General features: G+C 67.8%; 17 protein-coding genes and 1 pseudogene. 7 read left to right on the forward strand and 11 right to left on the reverse strand.

What is annotated here, in order from left to right; translation table 11 throughout:
* Positions 1-132: 132 nt before the first annotated feature.
* Complete coding sequence (locus tag Sp245p_RS31110) at positions 133-714, reverse strand: calcium-binding protein (protein WP_014242584.1); 582 nt, start codon at positions 712-714, stop codon at positions 133-135.
* A 274-nt stretch (positions 715-988) separates the two neighbouring features.
* Here Sp245p_RS31110 and Sp245p_RS31115 point away from each other — a divergent pair, with 274 nt between their 5' ends.
* The 4 genes from Sp245p_RS31115 to Sp245p_RS31130 all read left to right on the forward strand — a co-directional run bounded on the left by Sp245p_RS31115 (position 989) and on the right by Sp245p_RS31130 (position 6,721).
* Positions 989-2,677: a type I secretion system permease/ATPase gene (locus tag Sp245p_RS31115; protein WP_041814717.1), complete on the forward strand. Its 1,689-nt coding sequence runs from the start codon at positions 989-991 to the stop codon at positions 2,675-2,677.
* 28 nt (positions 2,678-2,705) lie between these two features.
* Positions 2,706-4,091 carry an HlyD family type I secretion periplasmic adaptor subunit gene (locus tag Sp245p_RS31120; protein ID WP_014242586.1) on the forward strand — a complete coding sequence of 462 codons (1,386 nt, stop codon included), beginning with the start codon at positions 2,706-2,708 and terminating at the stop codon, positions 4,089-4,091.
* Between the two features lie 160 nt (positions 4,092-4,251).
* Complete coding sequence (locus Sp245p_RS31125) at positions 4,252-4,959, forward strand: Crp/Fnr family transcriptional regulator (protein WP_041814719.1); 708 nt, start codon at positions 4,252-4,254, stop codon at positions 4,957-4,959.
* 109 nt (positions 4,960-5,068) lie between these two features.
* The gene (locus Sp245p_RS31130; RefSeq protein WP_158310475.1) at positions 5,069-6,721 is read left to right on the forward strand and encodes a ShlB/FhaC/HecB family hemolysin secretion/activation protein; all 1,653 of its coding nucleotides are present in this window, start codon (positions 5,069-5,071) and stop codon (positions 6,719-6,721) included.
* Positions 6,722-6,758: 37 nt separating this feature from the next.
* On the opposite strand, the gene Sp245p_RS31135 is transcribed toward Sp245p_RS31130, so the two are convergent.
* From Sp245p_RS31135 to Sp245p_RS31150, 4 genes are all read right to left on the reverse strand, one after another.
* The gene (locus Sp245p_RS31135; protein ID WP_014242589.1) at positions 6,759-7,499 is read right to left on the reverse strand and encodes a DUF928 domain-containing protein; all 741 of its coding nucleotides are present in this window, start codon (positions 7,497-7,499) and stop codon (positions 6,759-6,761) included.
* Positions 7,496-9,538 carry a CHASE2 domain-containing protein gene (locus tag Sp245p_RS31140; RefSeq protein WP_014242590.1) on the reverse strand — a complete coding sequence of 681 codons (2,043 nt, stop codon included), beginning with the start codon at positions 9,536-9,538 and terminating at the stop codon, positions 7,496-7,498. The genes Sp245p_RS31135 and Sp245p_RS31140 overlap by 4 nt, the downstream gene beginning before the upstream one ends.
* Positions 9,535-11,709 carry a CHAT domain-containing protein gene (locus tag Sp245p_RS31145; protein ID WP_014242591.1) on the reverse strand — a complete coding sequence of 725 codons (2,175 nt, stop codon included), beginning with the start codon at positions 11,707-11,709 and terminating at the stop codon, positions 9,535-9,537. Before Sp245p_RS31145 ends, Sp245p_RS31140 begins: the two co-directional genes overlap by 4 nt.
* A 215-nt stretch (positions 11,710-11,924) precedes the next feature.
* Positions 11,925-12,506: a calcium-binding protein gene (locus Sp245p_RS31150; RefSeq protein ID WP_014242592.1), complete on the reverse strand. Its 582-nt coding sequence runs from the start codon at positions 12,504-12,506 to the stop codon at positions 11,925-11,927.
* A 256-nt stretch (positions 12,507-12,762) separates the two neighbouring features.
* Between Sp245p_RS31150 and Sp245p_RS31155 the strand changes: the two genes are divergently transcribed.
* A complete protein-coding gene (locus Sp245p_RS31155; protein WP_014242593.1) occupies positions 12,763-13,731 on the forward strand; it encodes an IS5 family transposase in 969 nt (322 codons plus the stop codon).
* A 187-nt stretch (positions 13,732-13,918) separates the two neighbouring features.
* Here Sp245p_RS31155 and Sp245p_RS31160 read toward each other — a convergent pair.
* Positions 13,919-14,200, reverse strand: a pseudogene (locus tag Sp245p_RS31160) (transposase); the annotation flags it as partial.
* A gap of 347 nt (positions 14,201-14,547) precedes the next feature.
* Here Sp245p_RS31160 and Sp245p_RS31165 point away from each other — a divergent pair.
* Positions 14,548-17,091: an ATP-binding protein gene (locus Sp245p_RS31165; RefSeq protein WP_014242595.1), complete on the forward strand. Its 2,544-nt coding sequence runs from the start codon at positions 14,548-14,550 to the stop codon at positions 17,089-17,091.
* Positions 17,092-17,379: 288 nt separating this feature from the next.
* Here the strand turns inward: Sp245p_RS31165 and Sp245p_RS31170 are convergent, their stop codons facing one another.
* Entirely contained in the window at positions 17,380-17,820 is a 441-nt protein-coding gene (locus tag Sp245p_RS31170) for a Ros/MucR family transcriptional regulator (RefSeq protein ID WP_420867259.1), read from the reverse strand.
* Between the two features lie 11 nt (positions 17,821-17,831).
* Complete coding sequence (locus tag Sp245p_RS36115; protein WP_244439585.1) at positions 17,832-18,161, reverse strand: hypothetical protein; 330 nt, start codon at positions 18,159-18,161, stop codon at positions 17,832-17,834.
* On the opposite strand from Sp245p_RS36115, the gene Sp245p_RS36620 reads away from it, so the two are divergent.
* Positions 18,141-18,473: a transposase gene (locus Sp245p_RS36620; protein ID WP_420867261.1), complete on the forward strand. Its 333-nt coding sequence runs from the start codon at positions 18,141-18,143 to the stop codon at positions 18,471-18,473. The genes Sp245p_RS36115 and Sp245p_RS36620 overlap by 21 nt on opposite strands.
* On the opposite strand, the gene Sp245p_RS31180 is transcribed toward Sp245p_RS36620, so the two are convergent.
* The 3 genes from Sp245p_RS31180 to Sp245p_RS31190 all read right to left on the reverse strand — a co-directional run bounded on the left by Sp245p_RS31180 (position 18,402) and on the right by Sp245p_RS31190 (position 21,293).
* On the reverse strand, positions 18,402-19,169 hold the full coding sequence (locus Sp245p_RS31180; protein ID WP_109139240.1) for a TetR/AcrR family transcriptional regulator: 768 nt from the start codon (positions 19,167-19,169) through the stop codon (positions 18,402-18,404). The two genes, Sp245p_RS36620 and Sp245p_RS31180, sit on opposite strands and share 72 nt — an antisense overlap.
* Before the next feature lie 47 nt (positions 19,170-19,216).
* Positions 19,217-19,795 carry a TetR/AcrR family transcriptional regulator gene (locus Sp245p_RS31185; RefSeq protein WP_014242599.1) on the reverse strand — a complete coding sequence of 193 codons (579 nt, stop codon included), beginning with the start codon at positions 19,793-19,795 and terminating at the stop codon, positions 19,217-19,219.
* A gap of 73 nt (positions 19,796-19,868) precedes the next feature.
* Complete coding sequence (locus Sp245p_RS31190) at positions 19,869-21,293, reverse strand: MATE family efflux transporter (RefSeq protein WP_014242600.1); 1,425 nt, start codon at positions 21,291-21,293, stop codon at positions 19,869-19,871.
* Between the last annotated feature and the right edge of the window lie 35 nt (positions 21,294-21,328).

Raw genomic sequence — 21,328 nt, forward strand, 5'->3', positions numbered from 1 at the left:
GCGCAGAGGCGGATGCGTCTCGCCTTTTGCGGCTGCGGAAAAGAAGAGCTGACAAAGAAAGAGCTCCGCGCGGAAGGCGCGGAGCCTGAGGTTTCTCACATGGCAAATCCGAAGCGGAAGGAAACGCGACGCTCAGCCCAGGAGGGCCTCCACCGCGGTGGTGTAGAAGGACGGCCCGTCGCTGTAGGGGGCGGTGACGATGGCGTCGGCCGGCAACTCAGCCAGGGCGACGCCCTGGAGCAGCACGGCGTTGCCGGCGCCGAAGTCGACCACCGTGCCGTCGGCGTTCTGGCTGAGCACCGGATCGCCGGCCCCGTTCATGTTCGGCATGACGATGATCTGGTCGGTGCCCGGCATGAAGTCGGTGATGGCGTCCACGCCGCTGCCCGGCTCGAACACGAACCAGTCCGCCCCGGTCCCGCCGGTCAGCGTGTCGTTGCCGACCCCGCCCCACAGGTCGTCGAAACCGGCGCCGCTGACCAGCACGTCGTCCCCGGCATCGCCGAACAGCTTGTTCCAGGCGCTCTCGGTATCAGCCCCGGTGCCGCCGTAGCTGTCCGCATAGATCATGTCGTCGCCAGCGTTGCCGGTGATGGTGTCCGCCCCGGCTCCGCCAAAGATCTGGTCGTTGCCGCCCAGTCCCTTGAAAGTATCGTCAATGGAAGTGCCCTGCAGCGTGTCGGCGCCTTCGGTCGCGGTCGCAGTGATGGTCATCGCAATCTCCGTGGTGTGACTGGGCATCGCCCGGTGACTGCGATTAAAAAGCATTGAGGGCTCGGCATCAGTTCACGCCATCACCGAGAATCGCCAAATTTTGATATTTTATTTCCTTTGCAGTCCGTTGGAATTTCTGGGGCAGCTTTGCAGGAATTGCGCGGAACACGGAGGGGTGGTGGTGGCGCTCACTCCCCCGCGCACAAGCCTGTGGCGGAATGACGGCACGCCGTGGGGATGGCTCCGGCGCACCGGAAAGGGAAAATCGCCCGTCATGTCACCGCTCGCCCCCGCCCGCCGCTGCCTGGTTGCCGCCGCGGGCTTCAGCGCCGCCATCAACGTGCTGGCACTGACCCTGCCGCTCTATTCCATGCAGGTCTATGACCGCGTCCTGTCCAGCGGCAGCCTGGAGACGCTGTTCTATCTGACTGTGATCGCGCTGGTCGCACTCGTCTTCGTCAGCTGGCTGGAGATCCTGCGCGCCCGCCTGCTGCTGCGCGTCGCCAGCTGGGTGGAGCGGCGCTTCGCCCCGGAGTGCTTGCGCCGCGCGCTGACCATGTCCGGTGGCCGGCAGGGCGCCGATCTCACCACCCTGCGCGAACTGGCGGTGCTGCGGCAGACCATGGGCAGCCCCGTGGTCGCCGCCCTGGCCGATGTCCCGTGGGTTCCGGTCTATCTGGTGGCGTTGTTCGCCCTGCACCCGCTGCTGGGGCTGGTGGCGGCCGGCGGCGCCCTGACGCTGTTCGCCATCGCCTGGGCGGGCGAGATTCTGACGCGCCGCGCCGTCGCCGCCTCCGGCGAGGCCGGCACGACCGCCCAGCGCTTCGTCGAGGCGGCGGTCCGCTCGCGGGAAGAGATCCATTGCATGGGCATGTCGGCCGCCGTGGTCGAGCGCTGGGCGGCGGGAAACGCCGCCGCCCTGGACCAGGGGGAGCGCGCCTGCGCCCGGCACGCCACCGCCTATTCCCTGACCCGCTGGGTCCGTCTGGTCGTGCAGGTCGCCATCATGGCGGTCGGCACCTATCTGGTGGTCGATCATGCGATCACCGGTGGCGCCCTGTTCGCCAGCGCCACCCTTCTCGGCCGTGCGCTGGCTCCGGTGGAGCAGGTGATCGGTGCATGGCGGACGCTGGCGGCGGCGCGTGCAGCGTGGCGGCGCGTGGCAGCCCATCTGGAAACTCCGGCGCCGCGGCGCACCGTCCGCGGCCTTCCGCCGCCACGGGGCCTGTTGTCGGTCGAAGGCATCGCCGCCAGTCCCATTCCCGGTGCCCGGTCCCTGCTGAAGAACGTCTCCTTCGCGATGGAGCCGGGTACCGTGCTGGTGGTGGTCGGGTCCTCCGGGGCCGGCAAGACCACGCTGGCGCGAACGCTGGTCGGCGCGCTGCCGGCCCAGGCCGGGGCGGTGCGGCTGGACGGCGTGGACGTGGCGGGCTGGGACCGGGGCGAACTCGGGCGCCATGTCGGCTATCTGCCGCAGGACGGCGACCTGATCGATAGCACCGTCCGCGCCTTCATCGCCCGCATGGAGGAGGCCCCGCTGGACCGCGTGACCGAGGCGGCGACGATTGCCGGCGTCCACGACATGATCCTGCGCCTGCCCCGGGGTTATGAAACCCGCCTCGGCAGCGGAGGCTTCCTGCCGTCCGCCGGACAGCGCCAGCGTCTGGCGCTCGCCCGCGCCGTGTTCGGCAACCCTCGCCTCGTCGTGCTCGACGAGCCGGACGCCCATCTCGACGGCCCCGGCGAGGCGGCGTTGCAGAAGGCCATCGCCGCGCTGAAGGCGCGCGGCGCCACGGTTGTCGCCACCAGCCACCGGCCGAACCTGCTGCGCGTCGCCGACTGCGTGCTCGTCCTGCGGGACGGCGCTGTGGCCCGGTTCGGACCGCGCGACGAGGTGATCGCCGCCCTGGGCCAGCCCCGCCCCGCCCAGGCTCGGGACGCCATCTCCTCTTCCGCCGCCTGACCCTCGTTTTCGCGAAAGGATCCCCGCCATGACCAGCATCGCCGACACCGCGAACTCCGCCCCCAACTCCACCGCCACCAACTCCACCGCCAGCTCCGCCCTCAGCTCCGCTGTCGCCGCCGCCCCCAACCCCGGCCGCATCATCCTGGCGGGCGTCCTGTCCCTCACGGTTTTCACCGGCGTCCTTGGCGCCTGGTCCCTGACGGCGCCGCTGGACAGCGCGGCCGTGGCGGCCGGACACGTGGTGGTCGAGAGCCGCCGCAAGACCGTGCAGCATCTGGAAGGCGGCATCGTGCGCGGCATCCTCGTCGCCGAGGGCGCGCGGGTGGAGGCCGGCGCGCCGCTGGTCGTCCTGGACCAGACCCAGGCGCGCAGCGCGCTGGACACGCTGCGTTCCCAGCAGGATGAACTGCTGGCCCGCGAGGCCCGCCTGCTGGCGGAGCGGGCGGGAGCCGACGAGGTGGCCTTTCCGCCGCATCTCGCCGTCCGGGCCGCCCACGACCAGGATGCCCGCATCGCCGAACTGCTCGACGGGCAGCGCCGCCTCTTCGCCGCGCGGTGGGAAAGCCTGCGGGGGCAGGTGGACATCCTGATCCAGCGAACCGCCCAGCTCGACGCCGAGGCCGACGGGCTGCGCGCCCAGGTCGCCAGCACGGAAGTCCAGCTGAGCCTGATCGCGGAGGAGATGCAGGACGCGCGCACCCTCGTCGTCAAGGGGCTGGAGCGCAAGTCGCGCCTGCTGTCGCTGGAACGCGAGGCCGCGAACCTCGGCGGCCGGCGCGGCGAATATCTCGCCTCCATTGCGCGGGCGGAGCAGCGGCGCGGCGAGACCGGGCTGCAAATCCTCGACCTGCGCAACAAGCGCGCGGAGGAACTGGCGACGGAACTGCGCGAGGTGCAGGGCAAGCTGCGCGAACTGGACGAGCGCCTGCACGCCGCCGGGGACGTGCTGGATCGGACGGTGGTGCGCGCACCGGCCACGGGCATGGTGATGAACGTGCAGGTCCACACGGCGGGCGGCGTCATCGGGGCCGGCAAGCCGATCCTGGACATCGCGCCGGACGACGACAGCCTGCTGATCGAGGCCAGGCTGCGGCCGACCGACATCGACAATGTCCACACCGGGCTGCCCGCGCGGATCCGCCTGACCGCCTTCAAGCAGCGGACGACCCCCGTCCTGTCGGGCCGCGTGACCTATGTCTCCGGCGACGCGCTGACCGACCAGCGCACGGGCGATGCCTCCTACAGCGCACACATCGTGGTGGACCGCGGCGAGTTGCAGCGGGCCGGGGGGCTGAACCTCCAGCCCGGCATGCCGGCGGAAGTGATGGTCGTGACCGGCCGCCGCACCGCCGCCGATTATTTCCTGGCACCGCTGACCGACAGCTTCGCCCGCGCCTTCCGCGAGGAGTGATGCCGGGGCGGCGTCCGAACGCAGCACGGCACGCCGGTGCCAAACATTTCGAAATTCGGATAACCCCGATGCTCCATTGGCACGGGCTTTCCGGGTGACGTTAAGTGGGGAGGCCGCAACCGATGGTTCGGATCTCCCTGGAGCCACATGGGAGGGATTCGTGCGTCGCTTCGATCCGGTCTTCAAACGCCAGCTTCTTCTTCAGCACGACCTGTTCCGCTGCATCAGCGGCAAGGACGTGGACGCGATCCTCGCCTTCGCAGGGGAGCGCCGGTGCAAGAACGGCCAGACCATCTTCCAGAAGGGCGATCCAGGCAGCGGCATGATGGCCGTGCTGCTGGGCAACGTCCGCATCGGCACGGTCTCCGAAAGCGGCAAGGAGATCGTCTTCAAGGTCGTGGAAACCGGCGGCATCTTCGGCGAGATCGCCTTGCTCGACGGACGCCCGCGCACCGCCGACGCCACCGCCATCGGGGACTGCGTGCTTCTGGTCATCGAACGGCGCGACTTCGTCCCCTTCCTGGAAAAGAGCCCGCAGGTCGCCATCAAGATGCTGGAGGTCATGTGCGACCGCCTGCGCCAGACCAGCCTGCTGGTGGAGGATCTGGCCCTGCTCGACCTGCCGCAGCGCATGGCCCGCCTGCTGGTCCGGCTCGGCGCCAGCTACGGCCGCCGCACCCGGGACGGGTTGCGCATCGACCTGAAGCTGTCTCAGAAGGATCTCGGCAACCTGATCGCCACCAGCCGTGAGAGCATCAACAAACAGCTCCGCACCTGGCAGGACGAGGAGCTGATCGCGGTGGAGAACGGCTACATCACACTGCTGCAGCCGCAGCAGATCGCCGACTACGGCCAGCCGGCGCGGTGACCCGGTGCCCGCGGGCCGGTGCATCGCCGGGGCCATGGCCCTGCTGATCGCCACGGCGTCATCGGCCCAATCCCAAATCACGCCGGCCCAAATCACGCCGGCCCAAATCATGCCGCCCCAAATCACGCCCCCGCTGCCGGAGCGGGGCACGCGCGAACGCCCGGACCTTCCCGGGTTCGAACCCTCCGGACCGGACATCCTGCCGCCCCCCGTCCTCGACCGGCCGGAACGGGCGCCGCCGCTCTCGCAGGCGCCACGCGTCTTCGTGAAGGGCTACCGCTTCGAAGGCAACACGGCGATCCCCACGGCCGAGCTGGCCGCCGCCGCCGCCCCCTTCGCCGGACGGGAGGTCGAAGCCGACGAGTTGCAGGAGCTCCAGCGGCGCCTGACCGAACTGCACATCGAGCGGGGCTTCATCACCTCCGGCGCCGTGCTGCCGGACCAGGACGTCACCGACGGGATCGTCACCGTCCGCATCGTGGAAGGCGTGCTTTCCGGCATCGACGTGACCGGGACCGGCAGGCTCGACCCCCGCTACGTCGAACGCCGGCTGGCGCGCGGAGTCACCACGCCGCTGGACGTCAACGCTTTGCGGGAGCGTGTGCTGCTGCTGCTCCAGGACCCGCTGATCGAGCGCATCAACGCCGAACTCGGGCCGGGCGAACGGCTGGGGGAAAGCCGCCTGGGCGTGGCGGTGACGCGGGCGCGGCCCTACGCGCTGTGGCTGAACGTCGACAACGCCTCGTCCCCGACCACGGGGGAACTGCGGGGCAACGCCTTCGGCATCGTCCGCAACCTGACGGGCTGGGGCGACGCGTTGGAGATCGACCTGGAGCAGACGCGCGGCTCCCACGACTATTGGGCGGCCTTCGAGCTTCCGGTGACCTCCGCCGGCACGACGCTGCGCTTGCGGGCGGAGGACGCCCGCGCCCGCATCGTGGAAGCCCCGCTGGACGAGCTGGATATCGAGAGCCGCGTGCGCACCTACGAGGCCGGCGTCTCCCACCCGGTGATCCTGACCGCGCGGGACCGCCTGGACGTCGGCCTGACCCTGTCGCGCAACCGGACGGAGACCTTCCTGCTGGGACGGCCCTTCACCTTTTCCGAAGGGGTGGACGACGGCCGGGCGACCCTGACGGTGCTGCGCCTGTCGCAGAATTGGCTGCGCCGCCGGCCGGAGGAGGTGATCGCTCTGCGCTCCGTCTTCAGCCTGGGCATCGACGCGCTGGGGGCCACCGTCCATCATGAGCCGGGTGCGCCCGACGGTCAGTTCCTCGCCTGGCTCGGCCAGTTCCAATGGGCGAGGCGCCTGGACGAGCGGGGCAACCAGATCGTGCTGCGGGCCGACGCGCAACTCTCGAACGACACCTTGCTGCCCAACGAGCGCATCGCCATCGGCGGCTTCGACACGGTGCGCGGCTACCGCGAGAACACGCTGGTCCGCGACCAGGGGCTCGTCCTGTCGCTGGAGGGGCGGTTTCCGCTGTTCCAGGTCCCGCTACCCCCGCTGTCGCGCGATGCCGAGGACGGGCGCGTGTCGCTCGTCCCCTTCCTGGATTACGGCCGGGGCTGGAACCACGGGGAACCGACGCCGGCCCCGCGCGCCATCGCCGGCGTCGGTCTCGGCCTGCGCTGGGACGTCTCCCCCGACGTCAGCCTGCAACTGACCTACGCCCGGCCCCTGCGCGACGTGCCGGATGCGGACGGCGACTCCCTCCAGGACCACGGCGTGCAGTTCCGCGTCACCGCAAGGGTTTTCTGAGATCCCCGCCCGGCCGCCCCGGGCCGGTGCGACGGCCTCACTCCCTCCTGCCCGCGCGGTCGTACGCCGCCGGCTCGCGCAATCCCACCTGTTCCAGCAGGGAGGCGCGCAGGTCCCGCAGGCCGGCGTCGCCGGGCTGGCCGGCGATGGCGCGGGACAGGACCGCCAGCGCGTCGTACCAGTATCCCTGGGCGGCCAACCGGCTCGCCGCCGTTGCCGCCGGGGCCTTGCGGTCCACCGCCGGGCTCGCTCCGGTCTGGTAGACGATCATTCCCGACGCCAGCACGTCGCCCGACCGTTGCGCCGGATCCACCTGCATCGCGACCGACCAGCGGTAGAGCCGCCCCGGCTCCAGCCGGACCTTGTGCTGCGCCAGATCGACGGCGTTGATGCCGGGTGATGGGCGCTGCAGCGTCACGTCCAGCAGGGGCGGGCGTCCCGACATCTCCACCGTATCGACGACGATCTCGATCGGCCCCTTCGCCGGTGCCCCCAGGTACCAGAGCAGGGTCGGCTGCGGCGAGGCCGTCAGGCCGGCATGGTCGGGGGCGAGCACCTCCAGGCTGGGCAACCCGCCAACCGGCCCGCGCGTGCTGCCGCCGATGCGCCCCTGTGGCGCGCCGCGCGACGGCGGGACATAGACGATGCCGCCGCCGGGCACGGCGGCCTCCTGCGCGCCGCCGCGTTCGGAGGAGGCCGCCTGGGCGGCAACCGGCAGGCCGGCGGACAGAATCGTGGTCGCGGCGAGCGTCGCCGCCAGGATCGGATGGCGCGTCATCCCGTGGCTCCCTTCTTGCGTGAATCGGTGATCGGTCCGGCCCCATCGGTCGATGATGGTCCGGATGTTAGCGGCGCCGGGGCCGGCGGCGCTGTGAGCCGCAACACGTCCGCGTCCGGCTCCCCCGAGTCAGGCACCTCCGCGTCAGGCACCTCCGCGCCCGCCTCGCCGAGGATGACGTGCACGCCGACCTTGCGGTCCTTGCCCTTCAGCGGCACTTCGCCGACCGCCGAGCTCCGGAAGGCGCCGCGCAGCCTCTCCCAGGTCGGATCGCCCACCAGGATCCGGCAGGGCCGCCCCGGCACGTCGGTGCCGACCGTCTTGGCGAGCGCTTCCAGGCGGGCCGCCGTGTTCACGGCGTCGCCGGTCAGCGAATACTCCATGTGCCCCGGCGCGCCGATGCTGCCGGCCACCATCGGGCCGGTGTAGATGCCGACCCGGATCCCGGCCGGCGGCAGGCCCTGCCTGGCCCAGCCCTCGTTCAGGCGGGCCAGCACGTCGGCCATGGCGAGTGCGGCGCAGACCGCGTTGCCGGCGTCGCGGTCGATCTCCTCCTCCGTCTCGCGAGGGACGGGCACGCCGAAGACGGACAGGATGGCGTCGCCGACGAAGCGCAGGGGCAGGCCACCGTGATCCTGAATGACCGGGACCATGGCGCCCATGTAGTCGTGCAGCCAGGCGTCCAGCTCCTCCGGCTCCATCTTCTCCGAAATCGGCGTGAAATTCGCGACGTCGGAGAACAGGACGGTCGCCGTCAGCCGTTGAGGCCGGGGCCGCCCGCCGTCCATGAACAGGTGCCGGCGCTCCCACAGCTCCTTGGCGACCGGCCCCGGCACGTGGCTGGAGAACAGGTTCATCAGCGCCTCGCGGTCGGCCCGCTCCCGGCGGGACAGGAAGGCGGTGACGAGGCCGAGCGCCAGCGCCCATGCCCCCAGCGGCGCGGCCAGCGGCACCCACAGCGCCTGCGCCAGCGCCGCGAACCACAGCCCGGTCAGCAGCGCCGTCCCCCCGGCCAGCAGCAGGGCGAAGGCCAGCGGTCCGTGCATCGCCAGCGCGAGGAGGGAACCGGCCAGCCCGACGGCGACGGTCACCGCCAGTTCGGCCCAGTCCGGCAGGTTCGCCGTCGGCGTCGCCTCGCCCAGGGCCATGCGGAGAAGCTGGCCGGTGGCCTGGGCGTGCACCACGGCGCCAAAGGCGAAGCCGCTGTCCACCGGCGTCCGGAAATAGTCCTTCACGCTGTCGGCGGTGACCGCCACGAACACCAGCCGCCCGGCCAACGCCTCGGCCGGAACCCGCCCCTCCAGCGCCTCCCGCACCGAGAAATCCCGGATCGGCCCCGGCCCCAGGGCGTAGTCGAGCAGGAACTGATAGCCGCGCGCGTCCACCCCGGCATAGCCGCCGTCCGTCGCCTCCACCGGACGCAGCGTGGCGGCGCCCAGCCGCATGTGCTCCGGCTCCTCCGGGTCGGACTGCGGGACGATACCCCGGTGTCCGAGCAGGCGCAGCGCCATGACCATGGACAGCGCCGTGGCGTGCTGCCCCGACGGGTCTTCCAGGAACAGCAGGCTGCGGCGGACCACCCCGTCGGGATCGACCAGGATGTCGGAAAAGCCGATGCGGTCCGGCGTCGCCAGCACCGACGGCGCGGCGATGGCCCCGCCCGCTTCCGACGGCTGGCGGTTGACCCAGACGATGTCGGGGTTCTCCCGCAGCATCCGCTCCAGCTCGCCCTGGCCGTCGCCGATGGGCCAGTTGCGGTAGATGTCCACACCGATGGCCGCCGGCTTCGCGGCGGACAGCGCCTTCAGCAGGTCGGCCAGCTGACCGTCGGACAACGGCCAGCCGAGCGCCGCCAGATCCGCCTCCCGCGCGCCGACCAGCACGATGCGGTCGTCCACCGCCGGCCGGGCGCGCAGCTTCAGCCCGTTGTCGTAGGCCAGCAGGTCGAGCGGTTGCAGCCAGCCCAGCAGATGCATCAGCAGCACCGCGAACACGGCGGCCTGCCCGATCAGCAGCGACGGGACGATCCGCTCCCTCATCGCCAGTTCCCGATCAGCAGGAAGGCGGCCCAATAGCCGGGGTGCTGGTAACGCACATCCGTCAGCATGGAGATCTGGGCCTGCCGCAGCGCCTCCGCCTTGCCGGGCGCGCCGGTGGCCAGCCGCCGATAGAAGTCGGCGATCAGCTGCGACGAAGCCTGGTCGTTGATGAACCACAGCGAGGCGAGCGCGCTGCGCGCCCCCGCCTTGATCGCCACCCCGGCGAGGCCCAGGGCCGCCCGGTCGTCTCCCGCCGCCGTCTGGCAGGCGCTGAGCGTCAGCAACTCCACCGGCTCCTCCCGGTACTGGCTCAGCTTCACGAAGCGCTCGAGCTGGTCCATGCTGAGCCGCCCGTCGTAGGCCAGGATGTAGCTGTCGCTCGCCTCCGGCTCGAATTTTCCGTGCGAGGCGATGTGGACGATGGAGTAGGGCGCCGCGTTCAGCTCCCGCCCCACCCGTTCGATGACGAAGCTGCGGTTTTCCAGCACCGTCCCGCCCAGCGCGCCATGGATCGTCTTGATTTCCGACTCGACGAAGGGCAGGGCGGGGAAGCCCTGCACGCTCTCGGTCAACCCGGCCAGCAGCAGCTCGGCCTGCTGCACGGTCAGCGGCTTCGGCTCCATCAGGCTGAGGCCGGGCGTGACCGCCAGCGCGTAGCGCTCCACCAGGAAACGCTTCCCGTCGTGGAGGGCGGCCATCGGAATGCTGCGCAGCGGCCCGTCCGGCACGAGGACGAGCGTGTCGGCCTTCCGCGCCTCCAGCAGCGGCGTGAAGGGCCGGACCAGCCAGTCGTAGAGCCGCCGCGCATCGCCGAGGAAGCGGGAGCTGGTCCGCTGCTCCAGCTGCCGGCGGAAGCTGGCCGCAACCGCCCCGACCTCGGCCCCGCCGACCGGAACGGTGGCTTGGTGCAGCCCGTCGGACAGGCTCAGCAGCAGCTCCAGCCGGTCGGGCAGCAGGATGGGGTAGAGCACGGCGGTGCCGGGGGCCAGCGGATCGATGGTCTGGACCTTGGCCTTCAGCGCCGCCACGCAGTCGTCCTGGAAATAGTCCTCCAGCTCCGCCGCCTTCAGTTGCTCCAGGGCGTCGCGGGCGGCCACGAGGTGCCGTTGCGCCTGGGGCGTGCCCCGCAGGGCGGAGGCCTGACGGAGCCGCAGGTCGGCGGATTCCAGATAGACCGGCCCGATGGCCTCCCGGAACAGGGAGCCGTAACCGCCATAGGCGCGCAGCAGGTCGGAGCGTATGCGCCGGATGGCGGCGGTCGCGGCGTCATAGGCCATCAGGGCGTCCGCCGTCCGGCCCTGGCTGCGATGCAGCCGCCCGGCCTGCCAGTGCCAGCGGAACAGGAGGTCCGCGGCCATCCTCTCCTGCGCCCAGAAGCTGGCCTCCCGCGTCAGGACGAGCGCATCGTCGGGGCGGCCCATCCGCTCATACAGGGTGCCCAAATATCCACGCGCGGCCGACAGGGTGCGCCGGTCTCCGGCCGCCCGCGCCAGCTCGGCGGCCTTTACGAAGCAATCATGGCTGCGGCGGGCGAGGGAGCCGCGGCTCTGCCGCGCCGCCGCCTGCACGTCCATCAGGGCGATGCCCTGGGCGACGAGCAGAAAGGCCTTTGCGCCGCCGTCCTCCAGCGCCGCCAGATCGCGTTCCACCTCCGTCAGCGCGGCTTCGGCCTGTGCCGGCGCACCCATAGCCGCGAGGCGGCGCGCGGCGTTGATGCCGGCCGTCGCCGCCAGCGCCGGGTCGCCGGCCCGCCGCGCCAGCACGGCGCTCTGTCGGAAGGCGTCCACGGAATCTGGCGTGTCGCGCAGCCGGCCCAGTGTGTTGAGCGCCGCCGCCCGGGTGCGCTCCTGACCGGGATCGATTTCGGCCAGCAGGCGGTCGAGCGCCCTTGCCCAGCCTTCCCGAGCCCGTCCGTCGAACTCGCCCGCACTTCCGACATCCGCCAGAGCGGCGTCAATGGCGGACAGGAGGCCCGGATCGCTGGACTTTTCCGCCAGGGCGCGCGCTCGCAGCAGCTCGTTGAAGGACTGCTCGAGCTTGCCTTCCGCCCGGTGCGCCTCGGCCTGCCGGGCGAGCTGATCGGCCGTCGTCGGGTCTTCGGCGCGAACCATTCCCGCCGCCAGAATGGCAAACTCGGTCAGCAGGCATGGCAGCAGAGAGGCCCGGCCCATGGGCACCCCTCCTCTTTGTCCATTCGGCGGGCAGGAGTCCGACCGGGGACCAGCTTACTCCCCAACCGCATCCGCCCGACACGGCGCAGAGGCGGATGCGTTTCGCCTTTTGCGACTGCGGAAAAGAAGAGCTGACAAAGAAAGAGCTCCGCGCGGATGGCGCGGAGCCCGAGGTTTCTCACTTGGCAAATCCGAAGCGGAAGGAAACGCGAAGCTCAGCCCAGGAGGGCCTCCACCGCGGTGGTGTAGAAGGACGGCCCGTCGCTGTAGGGGGCGGTGACGATGGCGTCGGCCGGCAACTCGGCCAGGGCGACGCCCTGGAGCAGCACGGCGTTGCCGGCGCCGAAGTCGACCACCGTGCCGTCGGCGTTCTGGCTGAGCACCGGATCGCCGGCCCCGTTCATGTTCGACATGACGATGATCTGGTCGCTGCCCGGCGTGAAGTCGGTGATGGCGTCCACGCCGCTGCCCGGCTCGAACACGAACCAATCCCAACCGGCCCCGCCGGTCAGCGTGTCGTTGCCGACCCCGCCCCACAGGTCGTCGAAACCGGCGCCGCTGACCAGCACGTCGTCCCCGGCGTCGCCGAACAGCTTGTTCCACGTGCCCTCGGTGTCGGCCCCGGTGCCGCCGTAGCTGTCCGCATAGATCATGTCGTCGCCAGCGTTGCCGGTGATGGTGTCCGCCCCGGCTCCGCCAAAGATCTGGTCGTTGCCGCCCAGTCCTTTGAAAGTATCGTCAATGGAAGTGCCCTGCAGCGTGTCGGCGCCTTCGGTCGCGGTCGCAGTGATGGTCATCGCAATCTCCGTGGTGTGACTGGGCATCGCCCGGTGACTGCGATTAAAACGTACGAGGAGCTCGGCATCAGTTCACGCAATCACTGAGCATCATCAGATTTTGTTATTTTATTTCTTCTTTCGATGATCGCGGAGCAGGAGTCACTACACGAAAGTGACCTTCAACTTTGCGCATGTTGAGACAGGGTGTCCGCGTGTTGCATGGATGGGCTTGCTGGCGTAGGCAGAGGCCCCGTCCGCTCTCTGGTTGTACATCATGCCGCAAAAGGCCAACGCCGCTCGTCGTCATCACATTCCCCGGCCCAAGTGCCGGGTGACGAACTGGGCAGAGTACGATGCCACCTTGCGGCAGCGGGGCAGCCTGACGGTCTGGGTCACTGATGAGGCGATTGCGAGCTGGAAGGCGGCGCCACGGACGACACGGGGCGGGCAGCCCAACTACTCGGATCTGGCAATCACGACAGCATTGATGCTGTGCGCGGTCTTTCACTTGGCGTTGCGCCAGACCGAAGGGCTGATCGGCTGCATCCTGCAGCTGCTCGGGCTCGACCTGCCGGTGCCCGATCGTTCCACCATCGCCCGGCGCACCAGGACCGTCGCGCTGCCCAGCAAGCCACGCTCATCCAGCGGCCCCCTTCACCTGTTGGTGGACAGCACGGGGCTGAAGCTGTGCGGGCCGAGCGAATGGTTGATCGAGAAGCATGGCACGAAGAAGCGGCGCTCCTGGAGGAAGTTGCACCTCGGCGTGGATGCGGAGAACGGCCGGATCGTTGCGGCCACGCTGACCGACCGCGACGGCGACGATGCCGCTCAGGTCGGGCCGTTGCTCGACCAGATCGACGAACCGGTGGCCGCGCTCACCGGGGATGGTGCCTATGACCGGACTGGGGTTTACGCCTCGGTCCACCAGCGTCATCCCGAAGCCGCGGTCGTGGCACCGCCCCGTGCCGACGTTGTGCTCAGCGACACCGCCGCGACCGCGCCCACGCAGCGCGACCGGCACATCCAGATGATCGCGGAGAACGGCCGGATGGCTTGGCAACGGGACAGCCAGTACAATGTGCGGGCGCGGGTAGAGGGTCAGATCGGCCGCTGGAAGCAGGTCATCGGACCGGCCCTGCGCTTCCACGCCGATGAGGCGCAAGCCACCGAGGTGGCCATCGCCGCCGCAGTCCTCAACCGCATGCTCGACCTCGGACGCCCGAACTCTGTCCGCGTCTCCTGATCACGGAGGCGAGCCAGGCGGAACTGTAGCCCCGGCCACGTCCGGCTACACCGCCAACGCCATTGTCCACCATGGACGGCTGGACGAGGGCGCGTCGCTGTTGAGCAAACCCTTCAGCCGCGAGGCGTTGGCGGCCAAGATGCGCCACGTGTTGGAGAGCTATGCAGGAAATTGGGTGACGGTCTGGTCAGGCGGCGTCCTGTGAGGCGGCTTCGGTGACCTCGATGCCGTCACGGAATGTGACGCCCTGGATGACCTTGGGCAACTGGTTTTCCCCCTGCAGGCGGCGCCACGTCTTCGCGGCGGCAGTGATCAGCTTGAAGACCATCAGCTTGGCGGTGTCTTGCGAGAGCGCCCCCTTGGTGCGGACGGTCCGGTGGCGGACGGTGGCGAACACGCTTTCGATGGGGTTGGTGGTCCGCACATGGTCCCAGTGCTCGGCGGGGAAGGCGTAGAAGGCGAGCAGCGACCTGGACATTGTCATCGACGTCAGCCCGCTGGCCGAACGGCCTGAAGATTGCCGTCGGGCCGGACTGGAGCGTGGGGTGCACACGACAGGGTACCCGGCGCACCTTCTGGAAGCGGGCCATGGCCGTTTGGCAAGCCACGACCGCGCCAGCACGAACGAGTTGCGCGCATGTTGAGTGCGAAGCGCTATTTCCGTTCCCGCGACACTGCCGACCCGTCATATGCCCATTGAATGATCGACGTTCCCCATGAGACCCAGTACGGTCCTGGGACATTCGGACTTCTCGCTATCAAGCCACCACATGCCCAACGACCAACCGACGTCGCCCCGTCTCGGCACCAAAGGCGATGCCCCTCGTGACGACTGACAGGTGGCTCGGCCTGGTCACGACCGAGAAGGCTTCCACGTGGGTCCCGCTGCTTCTGCTTCTGATCGCAGCCCCCCTGTTCGCCATCATCCTCACCAGTGCTTTCAGCGTCAGGACCGAGCAGGAAGCCGAACTTTACGAAGAGGCCAACCGTTGGCTCATCAACATCGAAGATGAGCAGAAGCATGTCTTTGGCGAAGCCGGCCGCGCGCTGAGTGCGCTCATCGACACCGGGGTCGGGGCGATGAGCTCAGCCCAATGCGCCACTGTCCTGGCGCGTCTGAGAACATACTACCCACGTCACTTTATGTTCACCGTCACCGACGCCAATGGTGTCATTCGGTGCTCCACCGAACCCTTAGCGCTCGGTCACTCCATTGCGGATCGGTCCACCTTCCAACAAGCCCACATCACTGACGGCATCATTCAGGGCTTAAGCCGACCGTCAGAGTATTCTGGCAAGCCGATGATTCCATTGGTCAGGCGGTACGTGGATGATGCCGGACGGTTTGCCGGAACCGTCAACGCGGTGATCGACACCGCCTGGCTTGAAGATCTCCTGCAGCGCAAGCCCTTGCCTCCGCACGCCAGCCTGTTGATCGCGGACCGGGCGGGGACGCTGTTCGCGCGTGCTCCGGAAGGCAGTGCCCCTCCGGGAGGGTTGCCGGAGTTCCTGCACCCGCTGCTCGGGGCAACGCAACGCGAGGTGACCGACATCGATGACGGCAGGGGCAGGCGTCTGATTACGGCGCATTCGCCGCCGGAAGTCGGCGTGAGGGAAACCCGCAGCATCCTGAATATCGATCGGGATGGCAGGATGGCAGTGGCCGACGCCGCGATGCTGCGGTCGCTGCTGATTTCCGCAACCGTACTCCTGGGATCGGTGCTGGCGGTGTCATGGGTGCTGCGCCGTCACTTGCGCTACCGCGAGCGCACCGAGGAGGAACTCAAGCGCGCCAAGACCATCTCCGAACAAGCCGCAGCCGCTCAGCGCCGGCAGTTTGACGAGTTGGAAAGCCTCTACCACACCGCCCCCATTGGCCTCGCCGTGTTCGATCGCGCCCTGAACTTCGTCCGCGTCAATGAGGCCTTGGCCGAGATAAATGGCGTGTCGGTCGCCGACCACATCGGGCGGCATGCATGGGACGTTGTCCCATCCCTGCGCGAAACGGCGGAGCCCCTGCTTCGCCAAGTCCTCGACACCGGAGAAACCGTCCGCGGCGTTGAACTGCACGGCACGACGGATCGCCACCCCGGCACCGAACTCGACTGGATCGAGGACTTCTACCCTCTGAAGGGGGCCGACGGCACGGTCGTCGCGGTTGGCGTCATTGTCCGTGACGTGACGGAAGAGCGCCGGGCCAAGCAGTTGCTGGACGCCGCCAAGCGGGAAGCCGAGGCGGCCTCGCGGTCGAAGTCCAAGTTCCTGGCCGCCGCCAGCCATGACCTTCGCCAGCCCATGCAGTCGCTGTTCCTGTTCGCTGGAGCGTTGGAACGGCACCTCGACGGATCGGGACGGGAGAAACTGGCCCATCTTGAGCGTAGTCTGGATGCCCTTAAGGGGTTGCTCGACAGCCTGCTCGACGTGTCCAAGCTTGACGCCGGCTTGGTGAAGGTCACGCTCGAGGACTTCCCCTTGAACACCGTCATCGACGAACTCCGTATCGCCTACCAGCCGGTCGCCGAGAGCCGGGGGCTGACATGGCATATGCTCGACTGTTTCGAGACGGTCCGCAGCGACCGTGTCCTTTTGGGGCGCCTGCTGCGCAATCTGATCGAGAATGCGGTGCGTTACACCGAGCGCGGGGGTATCACGGTCCGCTGCGTGCCGGAGCCGGAGCGCATCCGGATTGAGGTGGAAGACACCGGGATCGGCATTCCATCGGAGGAACTCGACCGCATCTTCGACGAGTTCCATCAGGTTGCCAACGTCGAGCGCAACCGGCAGCAGGGGCTCGGACTGGGCCTCGCGATCGTGCAGCGGATCGCCAGCCTGCTTGGCTATCAGGTCAACGTCCGGTCCCAAGTCGGTCACGGCTCGACGTTCATCTTTGCGGTTCCGCGCGGAGCCGCCGCATTGCCCTCTGGTCCGGTCGAAGAGGCGGGGGTCGCACGGCTGGACCGGGAGTGGCTTGCCGTTGTCATCGACGACGATGTGATGGTGCTGATGGCCTTGCAGACGATGCTTAAAGACTGGGGCTGCACCGTTGTCGTTGCGTCGAGTGCCGATCAGGCCATCGATCGCCTGCGCGTTGCCGGGCGATGCCCTGATATCATCTTGGCTGACTACCGGTTGGGCCAAGGGCGTCTGGGAACGGAGGCGGTTGCCCGGATACGGGACTCCTGCCGGCACACCATCCCTGGGGTCCTGTTGACCGGGGAAACCGGCACGGAGAGCTTGCGTGAGGCGGCCGCCCATGGGCTCCTCATCCTGCACAAGCCGGTTTCGGCCAAGCTCTTGGCCGAAACGTTGCGCACACAGTTGAATGTGGCTACTCAAGAAACTGGACAAAACGCCACATGAACTGAAGCCCAGCCGACGGCAATGGCATGAACATCATGACCAGCTTGGACGTGCCGGTCACCCGCAAGATCGCCTGATCATCGTTCGGTTATGATGAATTCGGTCAGCGCGCCAACTTGTCCTCCAGCGCCCTGGCGCCGCTGGGCGGCCTTGACGTTTGGTCGTGAGGCCGGTCAGGGCGCGGCGACATCGAGGAGGCCGTCAAGGACGCGGTCACGGAGGGTTGATCAAAGGGGTGGGGTGCGTGATCACCCGGCGTTGACCGGCGCCAAGTGCTCATGGTTCGCGTCAGACAGGAGCTGTGCCCCGTCTTTGGCCGCTGCCGGGTTTCCGCCCCAGGCCGGCGGCCTTCGCCAGGTTCGAGCGGGTCGCGGCGTAGCTCGGCGCCACCATCGGATAGTCCGCCGGCAGGCCCCAGCGCGTGCGGTATTCGTCCGGAGTCATGCCGTAGGCGCTCTGCAAGTGGCGCTTCAGCATCTTCAGCTTCTTGCCGTCCTCCAGGCAGACGATGTAGTCCGACGTCACGGACTTACGGATCGGCACGGCCGGGGCCGGACGCTCCGCCTCCGTCGGCGGCAGAGCCTTCCCAAGGCTAGCAAAAGCCGCGTAGACGGAAGTGATCACGGACGGCACAGTCTGCATCGAAACGTTGTTGTTCTCGAGATATGCGGCAGTGACAGTTGCAGTCAGTGCCGTAAGATCGAGGTCTCGGTCGGTCACGGTATTCACCAGAAGGCATTTCAGTGAGGATAGAACGTTGTTGGTTCCTGTAAAAGTCCAAAAGCCAAGCCCATTTTGGTCAAAAAAGGGCCCAGTTGGGCTGTTCCGTTCCGGACATTGTGCTGTTTGGCAGGGTAAACCGCCGCATCCTGCACGGCCTTCATCGTGCGTGCCACACCGTCGCCGATCCGATGATCAGCCACTATGACGTACCCAAACATTCCGGCCATCGCGCAACGCCACAGCATGCGCTTTCTGCCGCTGGCCGCCATTTGACGCCGGGGAATGGCGAGGCCGCGCTGCGTCGGCTGGAGGCGTGGAACCGGCAGGTGGGGATCATCCGGCGTCAATTGGAAAAGATCTTTGGCACTTGGAAGCGCAGCTGTGGCTTGCGCCGCGCCCGCTACTGCGGCTTGGCGCGTTTTAGTCTGCAGGTTCGGCTCACCTCCATCGCCGACAACCTGCGCCGAGCGGCGACCGTCCCGAAGCCCGTCCCAGCATGGATCAGGGGAGAAATGTGTCTACAGCACCCCTGCCTCCGTCCTCAGCACCCTCGGCTATGGGCTACCAACCAACCGCCTCCATGGCACTCAACGCCCGGATCTCCCGCTAGATACTCCCATCCGCGCGCACGTCTCATGAGAGGTAGCGAACGGACCTGAATTTCGGAATTGCAACAGCTTTAGCAGAAGTTGATAGAAATCCATGCCGAAGTTTACGTTGATGCTCAAGTAGAGTTTGCAATTGAAAATTATCTTTAGAAAGCGCTGATTAAACGATTGATTCGGAAGGGGGAGAGGCACTCTGGTATCGAGAAGACAATGTCTTTGGCGCCCAGATTTTTCAAAGATAATTTTCAGAAGAAAGCGACACCGGAAATGAGCGGCAGCGCCGGGCAGTGCCAGAAAGTTACAGCCGGGTACGTCGCCCCGCTCTGCCAAACGCTGCAATATGGCTGCGATTTGACTTTCCGCGCGCCGAATTCCGCGCTCGTAGAAGGTCCGGCCAATCTCCGGAAAACGACCGGTTTCAGCCATCACGAGGCGGGTCACGGCAAGCGCTGAAGGGGACAGTATCAAGTTCAGATAGGCTCGCGCCGTGTTCTCCAGTACAGCCTCGGTTCCCTTTTCCTCCACCTGCACAGCGGCAAGGGCAGACCAGGTCAAAGTCCCGACTTCCTCGACATAGGCTGCGAACAGTGCCGCTTTGGAAGGGAAATAACGATAGAGCGTGCTCTTGGAGCCGCCCACCTCGGCGGCGATACCATCCATCGAGGCATCGGAATAGCCCTGTCGAAGAAAGGTTCGGCCGGCGATCGTCAGGATTGCGGTCCGCCGGACGGATGTACCTGCTGGCATGGTCAAACACCCTCCGATCGACTAGTTCACGGTGTGGTCATGCCCGATCACGCGGCGGCAATATTTCGGACTTGCGCAGCAGCCGTATCCAGAAAGGCCTGAGCAAGGCCGGGATCGTTGACGACACGCGAGAGCGTCAGCGCACCGACCATCAATGAAAGAATTGCCATCGCCTTGCTTTTGAACTCTTCGCCCTGCGTTTCCGAAATCAGACGTTCGAGGATGTCGAGATAAGTCCTGATCCCAGCTTCGAACGACGCCTTCACCGCGACGCCGTGTCTAGCGGCGTCGGAACCGAGCGCCACGATTGGACAACCGTCGGTCTTTTCCTCGCGGTGCCCGGCGCTGAGATAGAAGCCGATCACCGGGCCAAGCGGATCCTCAGGATTTGCAGTGACCGCCGCTGTCCATCGGCAGTAAGCGCTCTCCAACGCCCGCGTCGACGCCTGAGCCGCCAAATCCTCCTTAGAGGCGAACTGCTTGTAGAAGCCACCCTGGGTCAGGCCCGCTGCCTCCATCAAATCCTTGAGACCGATGCCGTCGAAACCGTGCTCCCGAAAAAGACGGCTCGCCACGTTGATCACAGTCTGCCGGTTTTCCTCAGCCTGAATGCGACTCACACGCATGGTACGCTCCTATTTAGATTTCGAATGACATCTATAGGAGATATGGATGACGGACACAATTCTCCACCTCGACCTACTCCGCAGGACGTCTCCGAGGTAGCGGATGGGAAGCGTGATGCCGGCCCCAGGCACCACCCATCATCGCGGCGGCCGTCAGAAGCCCGTACGAAACCGCTGCCAGGGCCGTGATCTGGAACAGGGTCGAAAGTCCGGCACCGAACCAGATCACCGCCGCCCAGCCGATGAAGGCGGCGATGATCATGCGGACGGTGCCGGCCAGGACGGGAAACAGGACACGCTTGGCTCCCTGGCTGGCGAAATAGAGCGCCAGCCCCAACCCGACCGCACCGTAAGCCGGTGCCACGTTCCGCAGATAGTGGGTGCCCATTGACAGCACCTGGGGATCATCGCTGAACAGGCCGATCCAGGCTTGCGGGAAGAGTGCGGCGGCAAGGCCGATGGCCTCGGTCATCCCGAAGGCGATGGCCGCGCCGGTCCAGGCTATGCTGCGCGCCCGCGCCGGCTGCCCGGCCCCGATGTTGTGGCCGACCATGGTGACCAAGGCGGTGCCGAGCCCGAAGATCAGCGGAATCTGGATGTAATCGAGCCGCGAGGCGATGCCGTACCCGGCGATGGCATCGGCGCCGAACCGGCCGACCGCGGCGGTGACGAGGGTGACGGTGAGATTGACCTGGACGGTGCCGATCGCCGACAGGAAACCGACCCCGAGGATATCCTTGAACAGGCGGGCGCGCAGGGTAACGACCCTGAGCTTAAGCAGGCTCCTCGAAGAGCGCAGATACAGCGTCAGTGCAAGCGCCGCGAACAGATAGTAGATGACCACCGCGGCCCCGCCGCCGGCAACGCCGAGACGGGGCAAGGGGCCCCAGCCGAAGATCAGGGCCGGCGACAGGAGGATGAGGAGCACGGTGCCGGCCGAGATCACATACGCCGGCACCCTCACATTCCCGGCGCCGCGCAGGACCGACGACAACAGGGCGGTGAGCCAGACCGGAATGGAGCCGGCGAACACGGCCCCGGAATAGGTGAGCGCCGCCGTCAGCGCCGGTCCGGTTCCTCCCATCGCCCGATAGAGGATCGGTCCGGCGAGAAGAGCCGCCACGGTGAAGAGCAGGCCGAATGCGCCGGCCAGGACGACCGCGTGCCAGAGCAGCGCTTCCGCATCCTCGCGGCGTTTCGCCCCCAAGGCCCGCGCGACGGCCGAGGAGACGCCGCCGCCGATGCCGCCATTCGCCATCATCTGCATGAGCATGAGCACGGGAAAGACCAGGGCGACTCCGGCGAGCGCATCGGTCCCGAGAAAGCCGACGAACCAAGTCTCGGCCACCCCGACCAGCGTCTGGACGACCAGCACCAGGGTCGTCGGCACCGCGAGGCGGAGCATTGTCGGCACCACCGGCCCGTCGAGAACGCCGGGCGGCACTTTGTAGGCTGGTGCCGGGGCCGCCGGACCCTCCCGACGGGACAGGGCGGTCATGGACTCTCCTTTCTTGCAGCGGATGTAACGGGTTT

The sequence above is a fragment of the Azospirillum baldaniorum genome (genome assembly GCF_003119195.2).
GTDB lineage: Bacteria > Pseudomonadota > Alphaproteobacteria > Azospirillales > Azospirillaceae > Azospirillum > Azospirillum baldaniorum.

Excerpts from the sequence above, each read along its gene's own strand:
- Sp245p_RS31165 (WP_014242595.1), top strand. The coding sequence starts at position 14,548 with ATGCCCCTCGTGACGACTGACAGGTGGCTCGGCCTGGTCACGACCGAG.
- Sp245p_RS31135 (WP_014242589.1), bottom strand. The coding sequence starts at position 7,499 with ATGACGCGCCATCCGATCCTGGCGGCGACGCTCGCCGCGACCACGATT.
- Sp245p_RS31110 (WP_014242584.1), bottom strand. The coding sequence starts at position 714 with ATGACCATCACTGCGACCGCGACCGAAGGCGCCGACACGCTGCAGGGC.
- Sp245p_RS31140 (WP_014242590.1), bottom strand. The coding sequence starts at position 9,538 with ATGAGGGAGCGGATCGTCCCGTCGCTGCTGATCGGGCAGGCCGCCGTG.
- Sp245p_RS31115 (WP_041814717.1), top strand. The coding sequence starts at position 989 with ATGTCACCGCTCGCCCCCGCCCGCCGCTGCCTGGTTGCCGCCGCGGGC.
- Sp245p_RS31120 (WP_014242586.1), top strand. The coding sequence starts at position 2,706 with ATGACCAGCATCGCCGACACCGCGAACTCCGCCCCCAACTCCACCGCC.
- Sp245p_RS31185 (WP_014242599.1), bottom strand. The coding sequence starts at position 19,795 with ATGCGTGTGAGTCGCATTCAGGCTGAGGAAAACCGGCAGACTGTGATC.
- Sp245p_RS31130 (WP_158310475.1), top strand. The coding sequence starts at position 5,069 with ATGCCGCCCCAAATCACGCCCCCGCTGCCGGAGCGGGGCACGCGCGAA.
- Sp245p_RS31155 (WP_014242593.1), top strand. The coding sequence starts at position 12,763 with ATGCCGCAAAAGGCCAACGCCGCTCGTCGTCATCACATTCCCCGGCCC.
- Sp245p_RS31190 (WP_014242600.1), bottom strand. The coding sequence starts at position 21,293 with ATGACCGCCCTGTCCCGTCGGGAGGGTCCGGCGGCCCCGGCACCAGCC.
- Sp245p_RS31180 (WP_109139240.1), bottom strand. The coding sequence starts at position 19,169 with ATGCCAGCAGGTACATCCGTCCGGCGGACCGCAATCCTGACGATCGCC.
- Sp245p_RS31145 (WP_014242591.1), bottom strand. The coding sequence starts at position 11,709 with ATGGGCCGGGCCTCTCTGCTGCCATGCCTGCTGACCGAGTTTGCCATT.
- Sp245p_RS31150 (WP_014242592.1), bottom strand. The coding sequence starts at position 12,506 with ATGACCATCACTGCGACCGCGACCGAAGGCGCCGACACGCTGCAGGGC.